The organism is Pseudomonas sp. FG6 (genome assembly GCF_057809015.1).
The window spans coordinates 1-17,381 of sequence record NZ_JBMDJD010000014.1 but is presented as its reverse complement, the minus strand read 5'-3'; the positions used below and the strand labels follow the sequence as shown (position 1 = coordinate 17,381).

Annotated in this window: 14 protein-coding genes and 1 other RNA gene; 9 read left to right on the top strand and 6 right to left on the bottom strand. The window is 60.0% G+C overall.

Going from position 1 to position 17,381, the window contains the following annotated elements:
• Positions 1-5: 5 nt before the first annotated feature.
• Entirely contained in the window at positions 6-1,409 is a 1,404-nt protein-coding gene (locus ACODSJ_RS11300) for a sodium-dependent transporter (protein WP_489101802.1), read from the bottom strand.
• Between the two features lie 118 nt (positions 1,410-1,527).
• On the opposite strand from ACODSJ_RS11300, the gene smpB reads away from it, so the two are divergent.
• On the top strand, positions 1,528-2,010 hold the full coding sequence (gene smpB / locus ACODSJ_RS11295; RefSeq protein WP_489101801.1) for an SsrA-binding protein SmpB: 483 nt from the start codon (positions 1,528-1,530) through the stop codon (positions 2,008-2,010).
• Positions 2,011-2,145: 135 nt separating this feature from the next.
• On the opposite strand, the gene ACODSJ_RS11290 is transcribed toward smpB, so the two are convergent.
• Positions 2,146-2,913: a GntR family transcriptional regulator gene (locus ACODSJ_RS11290; protein WP_489101800.1), complete on the bottom strand. Its 768-nt coding sequence runs from the start codon at positions 2,911-2,913 to the stop codon at positions 2,146-2,148.
• Between the two features lie 261 nt (positions 2,914-3,174).
• On the opposite strand from ACODSJ_RS11290, the gene ACODSJ_RS11285 reads away from it, so the two are divergent.
• The 8 genes from ACODSJ_RS11285 (at position 3,175) to ACODSJ_RS11250 (ending at position 13,117) form a co-directional block, all read left to right on the top strand.
• Entirely contained in the window at positions 3,175-4,869 is a 1,695-nt protein-coding gene (locus tag ACODSJ_RS11285) for a lactate permease LctP family transporter (RefSeq protein ID WP_489101799.1), read from the top strand.
• Positions 4,870-5,019: 150 nt separating this feature from the next.
• Positions 5,020-5,844, top strand: a complete 825-nt coding sequence (locus tag ACODSJ_RS11280) for a (Fe-S)-binding protein (protein ID WP_260959853.1) — start codon at positions 5,020-5,022, stop codon at positions 5,842-5,844.
• A complete protein-coding gene (locus ACODSJ_RS11275; protein WP_489101798.1) occupies positions 5,841-7,298 on the top strand; it encodes a LutB/LldF family L-lactate oxidation iron-sulfur protein in 1,458 nt (485 codons plus the stop codon). Before ACODSJ_RS11280 ends, ACODSJ_RS11275 begins: the two co-directional genes overlap by 4 nt.
• The gene (locus tag ACODSJ_RS11270; protein ID WP_489101797.1) at positions 7,295-7,966 is read left to right on the top strand and encodes a LutC/YkgG family protein; all 672 of its coding nucleotides are present in this window, start codon (positions 7,295-7,297) and stop codon (positions 7,964-7,966) included. The genes ACODSJ_RS11275 and ACODSJ_RS11270 overlap by 4 nt, the downstream gene beginning before the upstream one ends.
• On the top strand, positions 7,963-10,773 hold the full coding sequence (locus tag ACODSJ_RS11265) for an FAD-binding and (Fe-S)-binding domain-containing protein (RefSeq protein WP_489101796.1): 2,811 nt from the start codon (positions 7,963-7,965) through the stop codon (positions 10,771-10,773). The genes ACODSJ_RS11270 and ACODSJ_RS11265 overlap by 4 nt, the downstream gene beginning before the upstream one ends.
• A gap of 125 nt (positions 10,774-10,898) precedes the next feature.
• Positions 10,899-11,186: a hypothetical protein gene (locus ACODSJ_RS11260; protein ID WP_489101795.1), complete on the top strand. Its 288-nt coding sequence runs from the start codon at positions 10,899-10,901 to the stop codon at positions 11,184-11,186.
• Positions 11,187-11,281: 95 nt separating this feature from the next.
• Positions 11,282-11,675: a transfer-messenger RNA gene (ssrA, locus tag ACODSJ_RS11255) on the top strand.
• A 185-nt stretch (positions 11,676-11,860) separates the two neighbouring features.
• Entirely contained in the window at positions 11,861-13,117 is a 1,257-nt protein-coding gene (locus ACODSJ_RS11250) for an integrase domain-containing protein (protein ID WP_489101794.1), read from the top strand.
• A gap of 167 nt (positions 13,118-13,284) precedes the next feature.
• On the opposite strand, the gene ACODSJ_RS11245 is transcribed toward ACODSJ_RS11250, so the two are convergent.
• From ACODSJ_RS11245 to ACODSJ_RS11230, 4 genes are read right to left on the bottom strand one after another with little or no spacing between them, the layout of a single operon-like run.
• A complete protein-coding gene (locus ACODSJ_RS11245) occupies positions 13,285-13,554 on the bottom strand; it encodes a hypothetical protein (protein ID WP_489101793.1) in 270 nt (89 codons plus the stop codon).
• Entirely contained in the window at positions 13,551-14,531 is a 981-nt protein-coding gene (locus tag ACODSJ_RS11240) for an integrase domain-containing protein (RefSeq protein ID WP_489101885.1), read from the bottom strand. The genes ACODSJ_RS11245 and ACODSJ_RS11240 overlap by 4 nt, the downstream gene beginning before the upstream one ends.
• Complete coding sequence (locus ACODSJ_RS11235) at positions 14,515-14,868, bottom strand: hypothetical protein (RefSeq protein ID WP_489101792.1); 354 nt, start codon at positions 14,866-14,868, stop codon at positions 14,515-14,517. Before ACODSJ_RS11235 ends, ACODSJ_RS11240 begins: the two co-directional genes overlap by 17 nt.
• A complete protein-coding gene (locus tag ACODSJ_RS11230; RefSeq protein WP_489101791.1) occupies positions 14,855-16,261 on the bottom strand; it encodes a YfjI family protein in 1,407 nt (468 codons plus the stop codon). Before ACODSJ_RS11230 ends, ACODSJ_RS11235 begins: the two co-directional genes overlap by 14 nt.
• Positions 16,262-17,381 lie beyond the last annotated feature (1,120 nt).

Sequence of the window (17,381 nt, the reverse complement as noted above, 5' to 3'; positions counted from 1 at the left end):
CAGCGTCACTTCCACAGCTGGGCGGCAAACACTACGAGAATGCCGATGGGCGCCACGTAGCGCATCAAGAACAGGCTCAGGGCAAACACCACGGGACTGCGCAGCGACAACTCATCACGCACCGCTTCGCGCCCCATCACCCAGCCTGCAAACACCACGAAACACAAACCACCCAGTGGCAGCATGATCCGTGAGGTGAAGAAATCAATCACACCGAAGAAATCCAGACCTGCCGTGGCCCCCCATTGGTAGAGATGGAACAGTCCGCCTTCGTTCACGAAAAACTTCGCTTCCTTCCAGATATTGAAGGAAAACACCGTACCCAGGCCAACGAACCAGCAGGTAAAGGCCAGCCAGAACGTGACCCAGGCGCGACTGATCCGCGTCCGCTCGACCAGATACGCCACCATGGGCTCGAGCAGGGAAATGGCCGAGCTCCAGGCGGCAATCGCCACCAGGACGAAGAACACCACGCCCATCACCTGGCCGAACGCCATGCTGCCGAAAGCGAATGGCAAGCTCACGAACATCAGCCCTGGGCCCTCGCTGGGGTTCAAGCCTGCGGCAAAGACAATCGGAAACAATGCCACGCCAGCCATCAGTGACACGAAGGTGTCCAGCAGCGCGACGCCGACGACAGTCCGGGTGAGCGAGGCATTCTTGGGCATGTAGGCGCCGTAGATCATGATCGAGCCGACACCCACGCTCAGGGAAAAGAACGCGTGCCCCATGGCAGGCAGCAAGCCGTCCAGGACTTTTTCCGGCTGGAAGTCGAACATGAAATGCAGGCCTTCCATGAAATGCCCGGTGGTCATGCTGTAGCCCAGCAGCACCAGGATCATCACGAACAGCAGCGGCATCATGATGCGCAAGCTGCGCTCAAGCCCCGCGACCACGCCCTTGGCGATCACCACGGCGGACAGCAGCATGAAGACCGTGTGCCAGAGGATCAACCGCAGGGGATCGGCAATCACGTCGCCAAAGTAAGCCCCCACGAGGTCAGGCGTCGCACCTTGGAAATCGCCACGCCCCATGTCGATGATGTAGTCCAGCGACCAACCGCCGACCACGCTGTAGAAAGACAGGATCAGCAACGCCGTGATCATCCCGGCGAAAGCGCCCCACGACCACTTGGTGGAGTGACCCGCTTCCTGCGCCAGCACCTTCAGGGCGTTGGCCGGGCTTTGCCGGGCACGACGACCGATGAGGGTTTCGGCCAGCATCACCGGCACGCCGATCAGCGCGATGCAGGCCAGGAACATCAATACGAAGGCCCCGCCACCGTAGACACCTACCATGTACGGAAACTTCCAGATACTACCCAACCCCACGGCAGAACCGGTCGCGGCGAGTATGAAGACCCAGCGGCTAGCCCAACTGCCGTGGACAGAAACCTTGTCTGTCGACATCGTGATCACGCCCAAGCGTTCAAAAAAGAGGCCGCATTGTCCGGGATTCACTCAACGTGCTCAAGCACACAGCTTCACCGTAGCCGACACGCACGCAACTGCCTATAATGCCGCCCCTATGGCTAAACAGAAGAAACACCCCACAGGGACCATCGCGCAAAATAAAAAGGCGCGACACGATTACTTCATCGAACAGCGTTTCGAGGCTGGCATGGTCCTGGCCGGCTGGGAAGTAAAGAGCTTGCGTGCCGGCAAGGCGCAACTGGTCGACAGCTACGTGCTGCTCAAGGACGGCGAAGCCTGGCTGCTGGGCAGTCATATCACGCCGCTGATGACCGCCAGCACCCACGTGATTGCCGACCCGGTGCGCACCCGCAAGCTGCTGCTCAACAAGCGCGAGCTGGAAAAGCTCTTCGCCGCCGTGCAACAGAAGGGTTACACCTGCGTCTGCACCTCCTTCTACTGGAGCAAGCACTTGATCAAGTGCGAGATCGCGCTAGGCAAGGGCAAGAAGGAATACGACAAGCGCGACACCGAGCGCGAACGCGATGCCGGTCGAGAATTGCAGCGCGCGGTGCGCAACAAGGGCAAGGAAGAGTAAGCCCGCACGAGATCCAATGTGGGAGCGAGCCTGCTCGCGATTGCGGTGGTTCAGTCAACATCGATGTCGACTGACGATACGCCATCGCGAGCAGGCTCGCTCCCACAGGGTCTGCAAGCGCTTCGAACCCACTGATTACCTCCCCTTGCGCCGCTCCGCCCGCGCCATCCGCTGCACCTCCTGACGCACCTCCTCCAACACTTCCTGCACATACAGGATGTGCCGGCTGGACACTTCCCGCGCCAGCTCCGCCTGCCCATCCATGATGGCCTGGTACAACTCCCGATGCTGGCTGATCAGCATGTCGCGGGTTTCACCGCGCTGTTTGTACATGCCACCGATGTTGGTCACCACGTTGCGCTTGAGCAGATCGAACAGTCCGCGAATGGTGTGCAGCAAGACCGCATTGTGGCTGGCCTCGGCGATCGCCAGGTGGAAGCTGGCGTCCGCAGCGCCCTCTTCCGCCCGACTCACTTCTTCATGACGCGAATAGCAATCGAGCAGCGCCTCGAACGCTGACGTCAGCCGCTCGCGGTCCACCTCGGTAGCCCGCAGTGCCGCGTAGTAGGCACAGGATGCTTCCAGGGTATGGCGAAATTCCAGCAAGTCACGCTGCGCCTCGGGATTGCTTTCCAACAGCTGCAACAAAGGATCGCTGAACGTCGAGCCCAGCGATTCCACCACATAGTTGCCGCCGCCCTGACGACTGGCCAGCAACCCCTTGGCCGTCAGCTTCTGGATGGCCTCGCGCAACGACGGGCGCGACACGCCGAACTGCTCGGCCAGGGTCCGTTCGGCCGGCAATCGCTCGCCCGCCTTGAGCGTGCCCTCCAGGATCATGCCTTCAAGCCGCTCGACAATATCGTCAGACAAACGGCGCTGACGAATCTGATCAAACCCCATAACACCTTTCTCCACGATCCCGACGGCTCGCCGGGCTGTCTATTCTGGCCCATTCGAGCCTCGTCCACACCCATCAAAAGCCGTTTTGGTCTACAGATCAGATGCCATCTGCACCGCTTATTCGACGAAAGTTTCAGGGCGGCAAATTGACACATGACAACCAAGGCTTTTACCCTAGCCGACAGCGCTTGTAAATTGGTCTTACCAATTATCCAATTCGCTGACAGTGCCTGACCAACAACAATTAGGGGCCCACCCATTATGCAAACCTGGCAACAGCTCTACAGCCCACTCGGCAGCCTCGGCTTGTCGGCACTCGCGGCCGTCATCCCCATCGTATTTTTCTTCCTGGCCCTGGCGGTGTTTCGCCTCAAGGGGCATGTGGCCGGCAGCATCACGCTGGCCCTGGCGATCATCGTGGCGATCTTCGCGTTCCACATGCCCGCAGACATGGCCTTCGCCGCCGCCGGTTACGGCTTTGCATATGGCCTGTGGCCCATCGCCTGGATCATCGTTGCCGCGGTGTTCCTGTACAAACTGACGGTCAAGAGCGGGCAGTTCGAGGTGATCCGCAGCTCGGTGCTGTCGATTACCGATGACCAACGCCTCCAAGTGCTGTTGATTGGCTTCTGCTTTGGCGCGTTCCTGGAAGGCGCCGCCGGTTTCGGTGCGCCCGTGGCGATCACCGCCGCCTTGTTGGTGGGCCTGGGCTTCAACCCGCTGTACGCCGCCGGCCTGTGCCTGATCGCCAACACCGCTCCGGTGGCGTTCGGCGCCCTGGGCATTCCGATCATCGTCGCCGGCCAGGTCACCGGCATCGACGCCGTCAAGATCGGCGCCATGACCGGCCGCCAACTGCCCTTGCTGTCGCTGTTCGTGCCATTCTGGCTGGTGTTCATGATGGACGGCCTGCGCGGCGTGCGCGAAACCTGGCCGGCCGCACTGGTGGCAGGCTTGAGCTTCGCCATCACCCAGTACTTCACCTCCAACTTCATCGGCCCGGAACTGCCGGACATCACCTCGGCCCTCGCCAGCCTGATTTCGCTGACGCTGTTCCTGAAGATCTGGCAACCCAAGCGCACCGCAGGCGCGCAGATTGCCGGCGCCGCCGCCAACACAACGGTCACCGCCAGCGCCGGTGGTTTCGGCCAACCGCGCACCACCGTGCCTTCGCCCTACAGCCTGGGGGAAATTTTCAAGGCCTGGTCGCCGTTCCTGATCCTCACCGTACTGGTGACAATCTGGACCCTGAAACCGTTCAAGGCCATGTTCGCCGCAGGCGGCTCGATGTACGGCTGGGTGTTCAACTTCGCCATCCCGCACCTGGACCAGATGGTGATCAAGGTCGCCCCTATCGTGATCAACCCCACTGCCATTCCGGCCGTGTTCAAGCTCGATCCGATTTCCGCCACCGGCACGGCGATTTTCTTCTCCGCACTGATCTCCATGCTGGTGCTGAAGATCAACCTGAAAACTGGTCTGACCACTTTCAAGGAAACGCTTTTTGAGCTGCGCTGGCCGATCCTCTCCATCGGCATGGTGCTGGCGTTCGCCTTCGTCACCAACTACTCGGGCATGTCCTCGACCATGGCCCTGGTGTTGGCCGGCACGGGCGCCGCCTTCCCGTTCTTCTCGCCGTTCCTGGGTTGGCTGGGTGTGTTCCTGACCGGTTCCGACACGTCGTCCAACGCACTGTTCAGTTCCCTGCAATCCACCACTGCGCATCAGATCGGTGTCAACGACACCCTGCTCGTCGCGGCGAATACCAGCGGTGGCGTGACCGGCAAGATGATCTCGCCACAGTCTATCGCCGTGGCCTGCGCCGCGACCGGCCTGGTGGGCAAGGAGTCGGATCTGTTCCGTTTCACCCTGAAACACAGCCTATTCTTTGCAACGATTGTCGGCCTGATCACGTTGGCCCAGGCCTATTGGTTCACCGGCATGCTGGTGCACTGAGTACTACACGCCCTACCGAAAGAACCGACGCCGAATACCGATTCGGCGTCTGCTATTGATCACCGGGTCTGCAAGGCTGCTGAAAGATTTGAGCTCTATATTCAGCAGCCTCAGCGGACGGACAACCGGGACCACCCGGAGACACGCCTGATGAGCGAGCTTTTTTACAACGCTGTGCCGAACGCGACCCGTGTCGCCCCGCCATTGCCCGAGCCTCGGCAGTACCCCAGCGAGAAACCGCAACGGGTCTACCTGTTCGGCACCTGCGTGGTGGATTTGTTCTACCCCGAAGCCGGGATGGACGCGATCCATCTGCTGGAACGCGAAGGGATCCGGGTGGAGTATCCGCAAGGGCAAAGTTGCTGCGGACAACCGGCCTACACCTCGGGCTACACCGAGCAGGCCCGGACGGTGGCGCGCGCGCAACTGGCCTTGTTTGCCGGCGATTATCCGGTGGTGGTGCCTTCGGGCTCCTGCGCCGGCATGGTGCGCGAGCATTATGCCGACCTGTTCAAGGACGAGCCCGACACGCTCAAGCAGGTCCAGGCCCTGGCGGCCCGGACCTATGAGCTGGCCGAATTCCTGTTGTTTGTCTGCAAGGTGCAGTTGAACGACAGCGGCACGCCGGTGAAAGTCGCGCTGCACACTTCGTGTTCGGCACGCCGTGAAATGAATACCCACCTGCATGGCCGTGCCCTGTTGGCCCAGCTGAGCAATGTGGAACGCGTCGAACACAGCCACGAAAGTGAATGCTGTGGTTTCGGTGGGACATTCAGCGTTCGCATGCCGGACATTTCCGGCGCGATGGTGGCCGACAAGACCCGGGCGCTGAAGGAATCCGGCGCGCACCAGGTGGTCAGTGCCGATTGCGGCTGCCTGATGAACATCAACGGCGCCTTGGAAAAACAGCAGGCGGCGCTGCGCGGCCAGCACCTGGCGAGCTTCCTCTGGCAGCGTACCGGAGGTGCGGCATGAGCACGCCGACGCTGATTCCCACCGTTGAGGTGCAGGAAGATTTTCGCGCCAGGGCTCGCAAGGCACTGGGCGACACACAACTGCGAAACAACTTTCGCACAGCGATGGATTCGCTGATGACCAAACGGGCAGCGTCCTTCAGCGATGCCCACGAAAGAGAACATCTACGGATGCTGGGCAATGCTGTCCGCGCCCGTGCGTTATCCAAGCTGCCCGACCTGCTCGAGCAACTTGAAACCAACCTGACCCGCAACGGTGTGAAAGTGCACTGGGCGGAAACGGTGGACGAAGCCAATGGCATCGTCCTTTCGATCATCCGTGCTCACGAGGCGCGGCAAGTGATCAAGGGCAAATCGATGGTCAGCGAAGAGATGGAGATGAACCATTTCCTCGAGGGTCGGGACATTGAATGTCTTGAGTCCGACATGGGGGAGTACATCGTCCAGCTCGACCACGAGAAGCCTTCACACATCATTATGCCGGCGATCCACAAGAACGCCGGTCAGGTCGCGTCCTTGTTCCACGACAAACTCGGCGTGGAGTACACCAAGGACGTCGACCAACTCATTCAGATCGGTCGCCGGGTGCTGCGGCAGAAATTCTTCGAGGCCGATGTCGGCGTTTCGGGCGTCAACTTCGCCGTTGCCGAAACCGGCACGCTGTTGCTGGTGGAAAACGAAGGCAACGGGCGCATGTCCACCACCGTGCCACCGGTGCACATCGCCGTGACCGGCATCGAAAAAGTGGTCGAGAACCTGCGCGACGTCGTGCCGCTGCTCTCGCTGTTGACCCGCTCGGCCCTCGGCCAGCCGATCACCACCTACGTCAACATGATTTCCGGCCCGCGCAAGGCCGAAGAACTGGACGGCCCCCAGGAAGTCCACCTGGTACTGCTGGACAACGGTCGCAGCCAGGCCTTTGCCGACAGCGAACTGCGCCAGACGCTGAACTGCATTCGCTGCGGCGCCTGCATGAATCATTGCCCGGTCTACACCCGAATCGGCGGTCATGCCTACGGCGAGGTATACCCGGGGCCTATCGGAAAAATCATCACCCCCCACCTGGTTGGCCTGGCCAAGGTGCCGGACCACCCGAGCGCATCGTCGCTGTGCGGCGCCTGCGGCGAAGTGTGCCCGGTGAAGATTCCGATCCCGACCTTGCTGCGCCGTTTGCGCGAAGAAAACGTCAAGGCGCCGGACAGCCCCCATCAGGTCATGCGCGGTCAGGGCAGCAAGTACTCGCCCAAGGAACGTTTCATCTGGAACGCCTGGGCCTGGCTCAACAGCTCGCCACGGCTGTACCGGCTGTTCGGTTTTTTCGCCACGCGCCTGCGCGCCCTGACACCGAGCAACGTCGGCCCCTGGACCCAGAACCACAGCGCCCCCAAACCCGCCGCCCGCTCGTTGCATGACCTGGCTCGCGAACACCTGAACCAGCAGGGAGACCGCCGATGAGCGCCAAGCACAATATCCTCGCCAAGCTGCGTAAAAGCCTGACCGGCACCACGCCTGTTGCCGACAACTTCGATGTCGACCTGGTGACCAAAACCTACCGCTACGCGCCCGAGCAACGCATTGCGCAATTGCGCAAATTGATGGAAGCGGTGCACACCGAAATCCACCTGACAACCGAGGAAAGTTGGCCAGCCCTGCTGGCGCAATTGCTGCGCGACCGGCAGCTGCCCAGCCTGCTCATCGCCCCGACCACCGCGCACGGGGAAAAAATCACACAGTTCTGGGCGAACAATCCTGATCTGCCAACGCTTAAGGCCTACGACCGGCCGGTAGAAGAATGGAAAGCCGAGCTGTTCAATGACACGCCCGCCAGCCTGACCGGGACGCTGGGCGCCATTGCCGCCACCGGCAGCCTGATCCTCTGGCCCACCCGGGAAGAACCCCGGCTGATGAGCCTGGTGCCGCCGGTGCATTTTGCCCTGCTCAAGGCCAGCCAGATCCGCGACAACTTCTATGAAGTGCAGCAAGAATTCGAATGGGCCCAGGGCATGCCTACCAACGCCTTGCTGGTGTCCGGCCCGTCGAAGACCGCCGACATCGAGCAAGTCCTGGCCTATGGCGCCCACGGCCCCAAAGACTTGGTGGTGTTGATTCTGGAGGACCAATGACCCTTCCAGCCTCTTTCCTGCACGACGTACACCGCCTGATCCCGCAAAAGCGACGTTTCGACGACCCGGTGTCGACCCTGGCCTTCGGCACCGACGCCAGTTTCTACCGGCTGATTCCGAAACTGGTGGTACGGGTCGAGTCCGAGGACGAAGTGATCGCCCTGCTGAAACTGGCCCAACGCGACCAGGTTCCGGTCACGTTCCGCGCCGCTGGCACCAGCCTGTCCGGACAAGCCATCAGCGATTCGGTGCTGATTGTGCTTGGGGATAACTGGAACGGTCGCGAGATTCGTGGGCAAGGCACGCAGATTCGCTTGCAGCCCGGCGTCATCGGCGCCCAGGCCAACGCTTGGCTGGCACCGTTCGGGCGCAAGATCGGCCCGGATCCAGCATCGATCAATGCCTGCAAAATTGGCGGTATCGTCGCCAACAACGCCAGCGGCATGTGCTGCGGCACGGCGCAGAACACCTACCACACCCTGGCCGGCATCCGCCTGGTACTGGCCGACGGCACTCGCCTGGACACCGAAGACGAGCGCAGCGTGGCCGCTTTTCGCAGCAGCCACGGCGAACTGCTGGAGCGCCTCGCCACCCTGGGTCGCGAGACCCGCGCCAATACCGAACTAGCTGCCAGAATCCGCCACAAGTACCGTCTGAAAAATACCACCGGCTTGTCACTCAACGCCCTGGTGGACTACGACGAGCCTGTGGATATCTTGAGCCACCTGCTGGTGGGCTCCGAAGGCACCCTGGGCTTCATCAGCGCGGTGACCTACAACACCGTCATCGACCACCCAAACAAGGCTTCGGCCCTGATCGTCTTCCCGGACGTGGAAACCTGCTGCAACGCCGTCACCGTGCTGAAAAGCCAACCCGTCTCGGCCGTGGAACTGCTGGACCGCCGCAGCCTGCGCTCGGTGCAGGACAAACCGGGCATGCCGGATTTCGTACAGCATCTGTCGATCAATGCCTGTGCCCTGCTGATCGAATCCCGCGCGGCCTCTTCTTCTTTACTGCAAGAACAACTGGCGCGGATCATGGCCTCGCTGGCCGCTTTCCCGGTGGAAAAACAGGTCGACTTCACCGAAGACCCGCGGGAAAACGCCCGCCTCTGGGCCATCCGCAAAGACACCTTCCCGGCAGTGGGCGCCGTGCGCAAAACCGGGACCACGGTGATCATCGAAGACGTGACCTTTCCGGTGGAGCAACTGGCCATCGGCGTGAATCGCCTGATCGAGCTGTTCGACAAACACGCCTACGACGAAGCGATCCTTTTCGGACACGCACTGGAAGGCAATCTGCACTTTGTCTTCACCCAAGGCTTCAACAGCACCGAAGAAGTCGCACGCTACCAGGCGTTCATGGATGACGTGGCACAGTTGGTGGCCGTGGAGTTCGGCGGCTCGCTCAAAGCCGAACACGGCACCGGCCGCAACATGGCACCCTTCGTCGAACTGGAATGGGGCAGCGATGCCTACCAGTTGATGTGGCAGCTCAAGCGCCTGCTCGACCCCAACGGCATCCTCAACCCGGACGTGGTGCTCAGCGAGGATCCGCAGATCCACCTCAAGCACCTCAAGCCGCTGCCGGCCGCCGACGAGATCGTGGACAAGTGCATCGAGTGCGGTTTCTGCGAGCCGGTGTGTCCCTCCAAGGACCTGACCTTGAGCCCGCGCCAGCGCATCGTGATCTGGCGCGATATCCAAGCGAAGAAGCGCGCCGGCACCGACACCACCGAACTGGAGCAAGCCTACCAATACCACGGCATCGATACCTGCGCGGCCACGGGCTTGTGCGCACAACGTTGCCCCGTCGGCATCAACACCGGCGACCTGGTGAGAAAGCTGCGCGGTCGCGAAGCCACGAAGACGAAAACCGCCAACTGGGTTGAAGGAAATTTCGCCACCACACTGCAAGGCGCCCGCTTCGCCCTGCACGTTGCCAACGGCGCACGCATGTTGCTCGGCGCACCGCGCCTGGCAAAACTCTCGGCGTCGCTGACGCGACTGTCCAAAGGCCAGGTTCCGCAGTGGACCAACGCCATGCCCCAGCCGGAAAAAGCCATCCGCTTCAGTCCCACCGTAGCGGACGAGCGTCCACGGGTGGTGTACCTGGCGGCGTGTGTGTCGCGGGTCATGGGCCCGGCAGCGGGAGACAAGGAACAGACGTCGCTGCACGAAAAAACCCGCAGCCTGTTGGAAAAAGCCGGCTACCAGGTCGTCTTTCCAGACAACCTGGACAGCCTCTGCTGCGGCCAACCCTTCGCCTCCAAAGGCTATGCCGAACAAGCCGAACACAAGCGCCAGGAACTGATCGGCGCTTTGCTGCACGCCAGTCGCGGTGGGCTCGACCCGATCTACTGCGACACCAGCCCGTGCACCTTGCGGCTGGTCCAGGACTTGGGCGATGTGCGGCTCGACCTGTACGATCCGGTGCGTTTCATCCGCACGCACCTGATGGACCGCCTCGACTTCACGCCTCAAGAAGCGCCCATCGCGGTCCACGTCACCTGCAGCACCCAGCACCTGGGCGAAAGCCAGGCGCTGATTGATCTTGCGCGCAAGTGCAGTAAAAACGTGGTCATCCCCGAAGGCATCCATTGCTGCGGTTTCGCCGGTGACAAAGGCTTCACCACCCCGGAACTGAACGCGCACTCGCTACGCAGCCTCAAGGACGCGGTACAGCATTGCAGCGAAGGGATCTCCACCAGCCGCACCTGTGAGATCGGCCTGACACAACATGGCGCCATCGACTACCACGGACTGGTCTACCTGATCGACCGGGTGACCCGACCCAGGGCGAGCTGAAGAAAAATAGAACCCTGGCGCACGGTCGCAGTCCACTGATCAAGTCCCGCAAACGCGGGACCTTCCCCAGTGGGTAGCCGTACTGATGGCCGGCGCAGCCTGGGCCTCAGTCCAAGGAGAGACATATGAAGCGCTCTGTACTGTTAGGTCTGTTCGTTACCGCCTCCATGCTGGCGTCGCCATCGTTTGCCGCCGGACAGGAGGATCTATGCGAAGCCAACCTGCAATCCATCGCCAACTCCAAAACCGAGACAATGGCGCCTGATCTCCAAGCCCGTGTCCAAGCCAGCGTCCAGCAGGCCAAGTCCCATCAGGCCCTGAACACCAAGGAAGGCACCGAAAAATGCATCAGCGAAACCACTCAAACCCTTCAGGAAATCCAAAAGCTAAACAAGGACGGTAAAAACTCCTGACCGGCAGCAGGCCAACCTCCGGGTTGGCCTCTGGCGCGGATTGGCGTACACTGCAAATGCCTGCCGCTTCAACAGATCCACGAAGCGTCAGGTTCGGGGCCGTTTAGGATTCGACGCCGGTTGCGAAACTTTAGGTGCATGCCGAGTTGGTAACAGAACTCGTAAATCCACTGTTGCAACTTCCTATAGTTGCCAATGACGAAACCTACGGGGAATACGCTCTCGCTGCGTAAGCAGCCTTAGCTCTTCCCTTCTGGTACCTTCGGGTCCAGCAATCATCAGGGGATGTCTGTAAACCCAAAGTGATTGTCATATAGAACAGAATCGCCGTGCAGTACGTTGTGGACGAAGCGGCTAAAACTTACACAACTCGCCCAAAGCACCCTGCCCGTCGGGTCGCTGAGGGTTAACTTAATAGACACGGCTACGCATGTAGTACCGACAGCGGAGTACTGGCGGACGGGGGTTCAAATCCCCCCGGCTCCACCACTTCATCATCTAAAGACGTCCACGGACGTCTTTTTTTGTGCCTGAAAGCCAGAAAATACGGGGCATCCAGCGCCTTTGCGGTCTTCAGCGGCTTTTTGAGTTCCAGCGCTTTTGGTATCCCGGGTGGTATCCCAGGCTACCCGGTGCTATTTTCAGGATACCAAAACGGTGCTGGAGGTAGCCCCATGCCTACTAATGCAACCCGCCTCTCCGATCGCCAGCTCAAGGCGGTAAAGGCCACTGGTAAAGACTTCGTCCTCACCGACGGCGATGGTCTGCAGCTTCGGATACGCGCTAGCGGCTCGATGATCTGGAACTTCAATTACCGCGAGCCGCTGACCCGAAACCGCCTCAATATGGCGCTCGGCCCCTACCCCGACCTCTCACTGGCCAATGCCCGGAAGAAAGCGACAGAGGCACGTGAGCTGCTCGCTTTGGGCATTGATCCCAAAATACAGCGTGATGAGGTAAGACAAGCCAAACTTGCTGAGACTGAACACACTTTCGAGAAGGTGGCCACGGCCTGGTTCGAGCTGAAGAAAGACTCCGTTACCAAAGCCTACGCCGAAGATATTTGGAGATCGCTGACGCTTCATGTTTTCCCAAGTATGAAAAAAACGCCGCTCTCTCAAATCACTGCTCCGATGGTTATCAAGATCCTTCGCCCAATCGAGGCCAAAGGAAGCCTCGAAACCGTGAAACGATTGAGTCAACGACTCAACGAGATCATGACCTACGGGGTCAACTCCGGGCTGATATTTGCGAACCCCCTCAATGGAATTCGGGCGGTGTTCAAGAAACCCAAGAAAGAGAACATGGCTGCGCTACCACCTGAGGAGCTTCCCGAGCTCATGATGGAAATCGCGAACGCCAGCATCAAGCGCACGACCCGCTGCCTGATCGAATGGCAACTGCACACGATGACCCGCCCTGCCGAAGCAGCTACCACACGATGGGCAGATATCGACTTCGACAAGCGCATTTGGACCATTCCGCCAGAGCGCATGAAAAAGCGTCGGCAGCATACAATCCCTCTCACCGATCAGGCACTTTCGTTACTGGAGACGCTAAAGCAACTCAGCGGTAACAGAGAGTATGTGTTCCCCTCAGATAGAAATCCCCGCACCCATGCCAATAGCCAGACCGCCAACATGGCGTTGAAGCGCATGGGCTTTCAGGACCGTCTAGTCAGCCACGGCTTGCGCTCGATGGCGAGCACCATCCTGAATGAGCATGGCTGGGATCCGGAGCTGATTGAGGTCGCACTGGCGCATGTCGACAAGGACGAAGTTCGTAGCGCCTACAACCGGACGGATTACATCGAACGCCGGCGTCCGATGATGGCTTGGTGGAGTGAACATATCCAGAAGGCGGCCACCGGCAGCCTGTCGGCATCGGCCATCAATCAAACCAGGGACCGCAACGTCGTACCGATTCGCTGAGCATCCAAAAGTACGCAACGCCAGCTACAATCTGTGTCGTGCAGCAGGGCGAAAGGAGCGACGACTGTCGCTAAATCACTGGTATTCCTGCGCCTCTTCAGCCAAGCCCCTGAGTATGGGAAGGCTCCGCATTCCCATACTCAGGGGCTCACGCTTAAAAGGGTCTATCAGACAACCACGAGTTGCGCCTTTCTGCGGCGGATCAACCCTGTTGTTAACGCATAGTAATAGACGGTCGCTGGTGCTGAGTAACGCAGATAGTGCTCCAGAAACCACTTGGTGTGCTTTTCCTTCCAGGACCAGGGCGTCGCGCACCCCCAGCGCTCACGAATCGCCTCGTGCATCCTTTCCGCTTGCCTGATGTGCCGTTGCCGCGTGGCATGCGCACCGTTGAGCACCGGGCTCAGAAACAATGCCATATCGAACTGATTTTTCATCGACGACCTCCGATGTAGGCACTCACCACATCGATGCGGTTATGTCCCAACTCGTGACTGATCTGCTGTCGTGCACGCTGATCGAGTTCTCGATCCTCTTGATGAACACGACCACCATTAACGGGTGCGGGAAAACCGGTCAGTTGCTCATAGCGCTCACAGGCGTATGCCGCTCGCAGCTCATGAAAGCCTTTCAAACCTTGCTCATGCAGGAGGACCCGTGCCGGCCGCACGACTTTTTGTATAAAGTCTTTGTAGCTTTCATCGGGCTCCAACAAATTCTGACTGCCACTGGGTGAGACCTCACTGGCTTTGTCCAGCGCCTCTCGGACTTGATCCGTGACCGTAATCCAACGCGGCGCAGATGCGCCTGATCGACCGCCTTTGGTGCCATCTTGGATGTTGATCTTGCCCTGTCGATGAGCCTCTCGTTGCAGCCGTGGCAGGTCTGCCAAGATCGCTTCACGCAAGCGCATACCAGTCTCCCGGGCGAGGACCACAATGGCACTCACCCTCGATTGCTCACGCTCCGACAGCGCTTGCGCAATCAGCGTGACTTGCACACGGCCTTGGCCTTGCGGTGCATCACTACGCACGCTTGAACGCTGTAGGCCTAGCGCCTTGCTCGGACTGGGGATTTTGACGTGCTGATCACCGCGCAGCGCGGCCATCGTTCGGTTCACGCTGGCCAGGCGGTTCTGCGCGGTGGCAATGCCGACGCTGCCCTGATCAACCTGCTCCCTCACATAAGTGGCGTACCGCATGAGGATGTCACGGTCGATCTGCCGCGCGTCGTTGAGCCTCGGACCTTCCTCGGATCGACACCAATTCACGAAGGCTTGCCAGCGATCGCTATGGGCTTTGACGGTAGCGAAATGGCCGCCCCCAAACAGATCCTTCAGTGCTTGCGGTCCGGCATAACTAAGCTGGCGACCGAAGCCAAAATTACGCCCCCCTCGCTTACCGACCCGAGCCACTTTTCTGTTCCTGATCGACTGCAGTGAGGCCATGCAAAAGGGCTCGCCAGTTCGCACTCACAATAGCGAGCTGAGCCCAATCAGTCGGGCGAAAACACAGCGTGTTGTCAGCGACGTAGAGATGCGCGCCCTCCTCTTCCAACCATTGGATAATGGCTGTCGTCGAGGCAATAGTTTTGTAGGTGGTGACGACAGCGGCGACACCGGCGACAACCCTTGCCCTGTCTGGCTTTGAGCGTGGCGACAAAATGGCGACAGTAGCGGCGACAAATCGCGCGCTGGGCTCCTTTTGACGCTGAGCCAGATGGTTGCGCAGCGCTTCATCAAGATTGAACATGGCGTACCTCGAAGGTATGACCGTCGGTGATCAGCCACTGATGATCAATCAACTCGACCAGCAACTTGGCGGCATGACGGCTGCTTTTACGGGCAAAGCGGGGACCGTTGCGATTCAGCTCTCGAATACTGAAGCGCTTCCAATCCTTGACCTGTAGCCAGCGCAGCAGGCGGTCCGCCTCCTCCTTTATCCGGCATACCGGTTCCTGTTCGGTCAGGCGCTGGATCTCGGTGAGGTAGTAGCCGACTAAAGCGGAGGCCCGTTGGATATGATCGACCTCCACCATGCCGCTTTCCTCCACTACTGCCAGGATGCCGGCGATTCGGAGCAGGTTATCGGCGGCCTTTGATCCGCTAGGCCGTACGCTGGCCAGCTCGCCAAACTCACCCAATTGGGCTTCGATGGCATCATGCAGATCAATCCAGCGACGGCGGGATAACGGACTGAGGGTTAGCGGTGATAACTGCAAAGCACCATCAGGAGACAGTGACCAAGGCTGATAAAACAGCGCCGAAAGACGGCGGTGATAGCACTTTAGGGCGGCATCTTTGGACAAGTCGACAGCCTGATAGCTACGTTGTCCAGCCAGGCTGGTGGGCCAGGTCATCAGGCAGCGACCGAGAATGCCTTGCCCCTGCAGCAGCGGGTCAGTGAGTAACTGCATGGCCAAGTACGGTTGTAGCATCAGGTGCAGGCTCAAGCGCCGATCATAGGCTCGCAGGCTTTCACCGGCCATGGAGCGCGCGCGATCAATCGGACTGCCGTCCCAGAGTGACGACAAGGTCGTGACCGCTTTCAAACGGTTATCCCGACTCATGGTGCTGCTGCCGAGGAATTGCCCACCCTCATCACAGAACAGACCCATGCTCGGCAAGTCATGACAGAGCCCTTTGATCAAGGCCTCAATAGTCGGGTCCGTGGTAATCAGCCGAGGGGCCGAAGGATCCGTTTCGAGCGGTACGCTGTTTGTGGGGTCGGGATCGGCAGGATTGATACGCTGCACCTGTCGCTGTGCGGCACGGTACCGGGCAAGTTTTTCGCGGTAGCGCTGCCACTGTTCACGCTCCCATTGCCGTGCTGGCAGCAATGCGCATCGGTCTGCCGCCGTCTTACGATCACCGGATGCGGCCACTGTGATCAGGTACAGCGACAGAGGATAGTTTCTCCCGTCGAGCTGTAAGCCCGCATGCCCTTGGGTTGCCAGAGCCGAGGCAGCCAACACCGATTGCGCGGCCAGCGCCTGGGGCACGCCGATGACCTCGGCCATGCGCTCCACCGCAGGCCCAAGAATCCCACCCAGTGCCTGGACTGGATAAGGCTGGGCCACGGGATTCGACTCAATCAGCGGTCGAGGCGGTCGTGGTAGTTCAAGCTTCGGATCTAACTGCTGCATGGGCCCTCTCCTCGGTCATTGCTGGTTGTCCTCACGTAGTCCCGCCACGGTTGTTGAGTGTTATCAGGGATCAAGGCCCCTGCGGCCTGTGAGGTGTTCACTGACGCGGAACGAACGGCTCCTTACGACCGGGAGCGAGGGCATGAACCCATGAATCTGGCCTCCTTGACGCATCCGAAGATGCGGGCGGGCGGAGGCTGTGCCGACGGACGAGTTCGGTACCTAGAGATCCTGAGAGGGAGAAGGCAAAGACGTGGACACCTGGGGCATGCCTGACTGTCAGTCAGGTTCAGCCTTTCCATAGGCTGCGGCACCGGTGCCTGTGTCGTTGCCGGTGGCGACGAATCGGATTTGTCAGGCCGATTGTCACGAGGAGAATTGCGGCAATGCCTTGTACGACGTGGCTTGCAGCAGTGGCATGAGCGCCCGTCTCTTTCCATGAGAAAGAGACGGGCGCAGTCTGGCGCAGCGAAGTGTGCCGAAAGGTGAGGTTGCTGCAGCGCAGCGAGGTACGTTCATCGTCTGCCGCAATGGACAGATAAGTCGAGTAGGCATCCATCACTCTCGGGTAGTGACCGTGCGAGCCGCCGGACGCTAATCGCACTTTGGGAGAACCACCACGCAAGTGGCGTAGCCTTAAAGGTTCTGGCTACCTGGGCTGGTGCTGTCAACGACAGCGATCCGTGCGCCAATTTTTATACCCACTCGAAAAGGCGGTCAAGCATCCCGGCCAAAGCGCGCAAAAAGTGGCGACTGTCGCCACTTTTGTCGCCACGCTTAAGAGCTCGTCCGACGTGGGTTGTCGCCGGTGTCGCCGGTGTCGCCACCTCTCTAACCATAGCCCCACGACAAGATTCGTTCTGACACTAGAACTGCACTGCACTGCACTCGATCACGATCACGATCACGTGCAATTACTGACGGGTAGACGACGGCGTGGTGCGAATTAAATTGGGAATGGGATGACGGTACGAGATGCCTCGAAAAAAGCGGGTGAACCCTCCGATCGGCGCGATCAAAGATCGCTGGATCGGAGGGTTTGGCGGGAAAAGCAAAGTATCAAACTGTAGTGGTCTAATGAAACCGGACACCCATTTAGGCGAGAATGCTCGCCAGATCG

What these genes read in the sequence shown, in the direction of transcription:
- ACODSJ_RS11260 (WP_489101795.1), top strand. Translation starts at nt 10,899, where the DNA reads ATGAAGCGCTCTGTACTGTTAGGTCTGTTCGTTACCGCCTCCATGCTG.
- ACODSJ_RS11235 (WP_489101792.1), bottom strand. Translation starts at nt 14,868, where the DNA reads ATGTTCAATCTTGATGAAGCGCTGCGCAACCATCTGGCTCAGCGTCAA.
- ACODSJ_RS11265 (WP_489101796.1), top strand. Translation starts at nt 7,963, where the DNA reads ATGACCCTTCCAGCCTCTTTCCTGCACGACGTACACCGCCTGATCCCG.
- ACODSJ_RS11270 (WP_489101797.1), top strand. Translation starts at nt 7,295, where the DNA reads ATGAGCGCCAAGCACAATATCCTCGCCAAGCTGCGTAAAAGCCTGACC.
- ACODSJ_RS11300 (WP_489101802.1), bottom strand. Translation starts at nt 1,409, where the DNA reads ATGTCGACAGACAAGGTTTCTGTCCACGGCAGTTGGGCTAGCCGCTGG.
- ACODSJ_RS11250 (WP_489101794.1), top strand. Translation starts at nt 11,861, where the DNA reads ATGCCTACTAATGCAACCCGCCTCTCCGATCGCCAGCTCAAGGCGGTA.
- ACODSJ_RS11275 (WP_489101798.1), top strand. Translation starts at nt 5,841, where the DNA reads ATGAGCACGCCGACGCTGATTCCCACCGTTGAGGTGCAGGAAGATTTT.
- ACODSJ_RS11290 (WP_489101800.1), bottom strand. Translation starts at nt 2,913, where the DNA reads ATGGGGTTTGATCAGATTCGTCAGCGCCGTTTGTCTGACGATATTGTC.
- ACODSJ_RS11245 (WP_489101793.1), bottom strand. Translation starts at nt 13,554, where the DNA reads ATGAAAAATCAGTTCGATATGGCATTGTTTCTGAGCCCGGTGCTCAAC.
- ACODSJ_RS11230 (WP_489101791.1), bottom strand. Translation starts at nt 16,261, where the DNA reads ATGCAGCAGTTAGATCCGAAGCTTGAACTACCACGACCGCCTCGACCG.
- ACODSJ_RS11285 (WP_489101799.1), top strand. Translation starts at nt 3,175, where the DNA reads ATGCAAACCTGGCAACAGCTCTACAGCCCACTCGGCAGCCTCGGCTTG.
- smpB (WP_489101801.1), top strand. Translation starts at nt 1,528, where the DNA reads ATGGCTAAACAGAAGAAACACCCCACAGGGACCATCGCGCAAAATAAA.
- ACODSJ_RS11280 (WP_260959853.1), top strand. Translation starts at nt 5,020, where the DNA reads ATGAGCGAGCTTTTTTACAACGCTGTGCCGAACGCGACCCGTGTCGCC.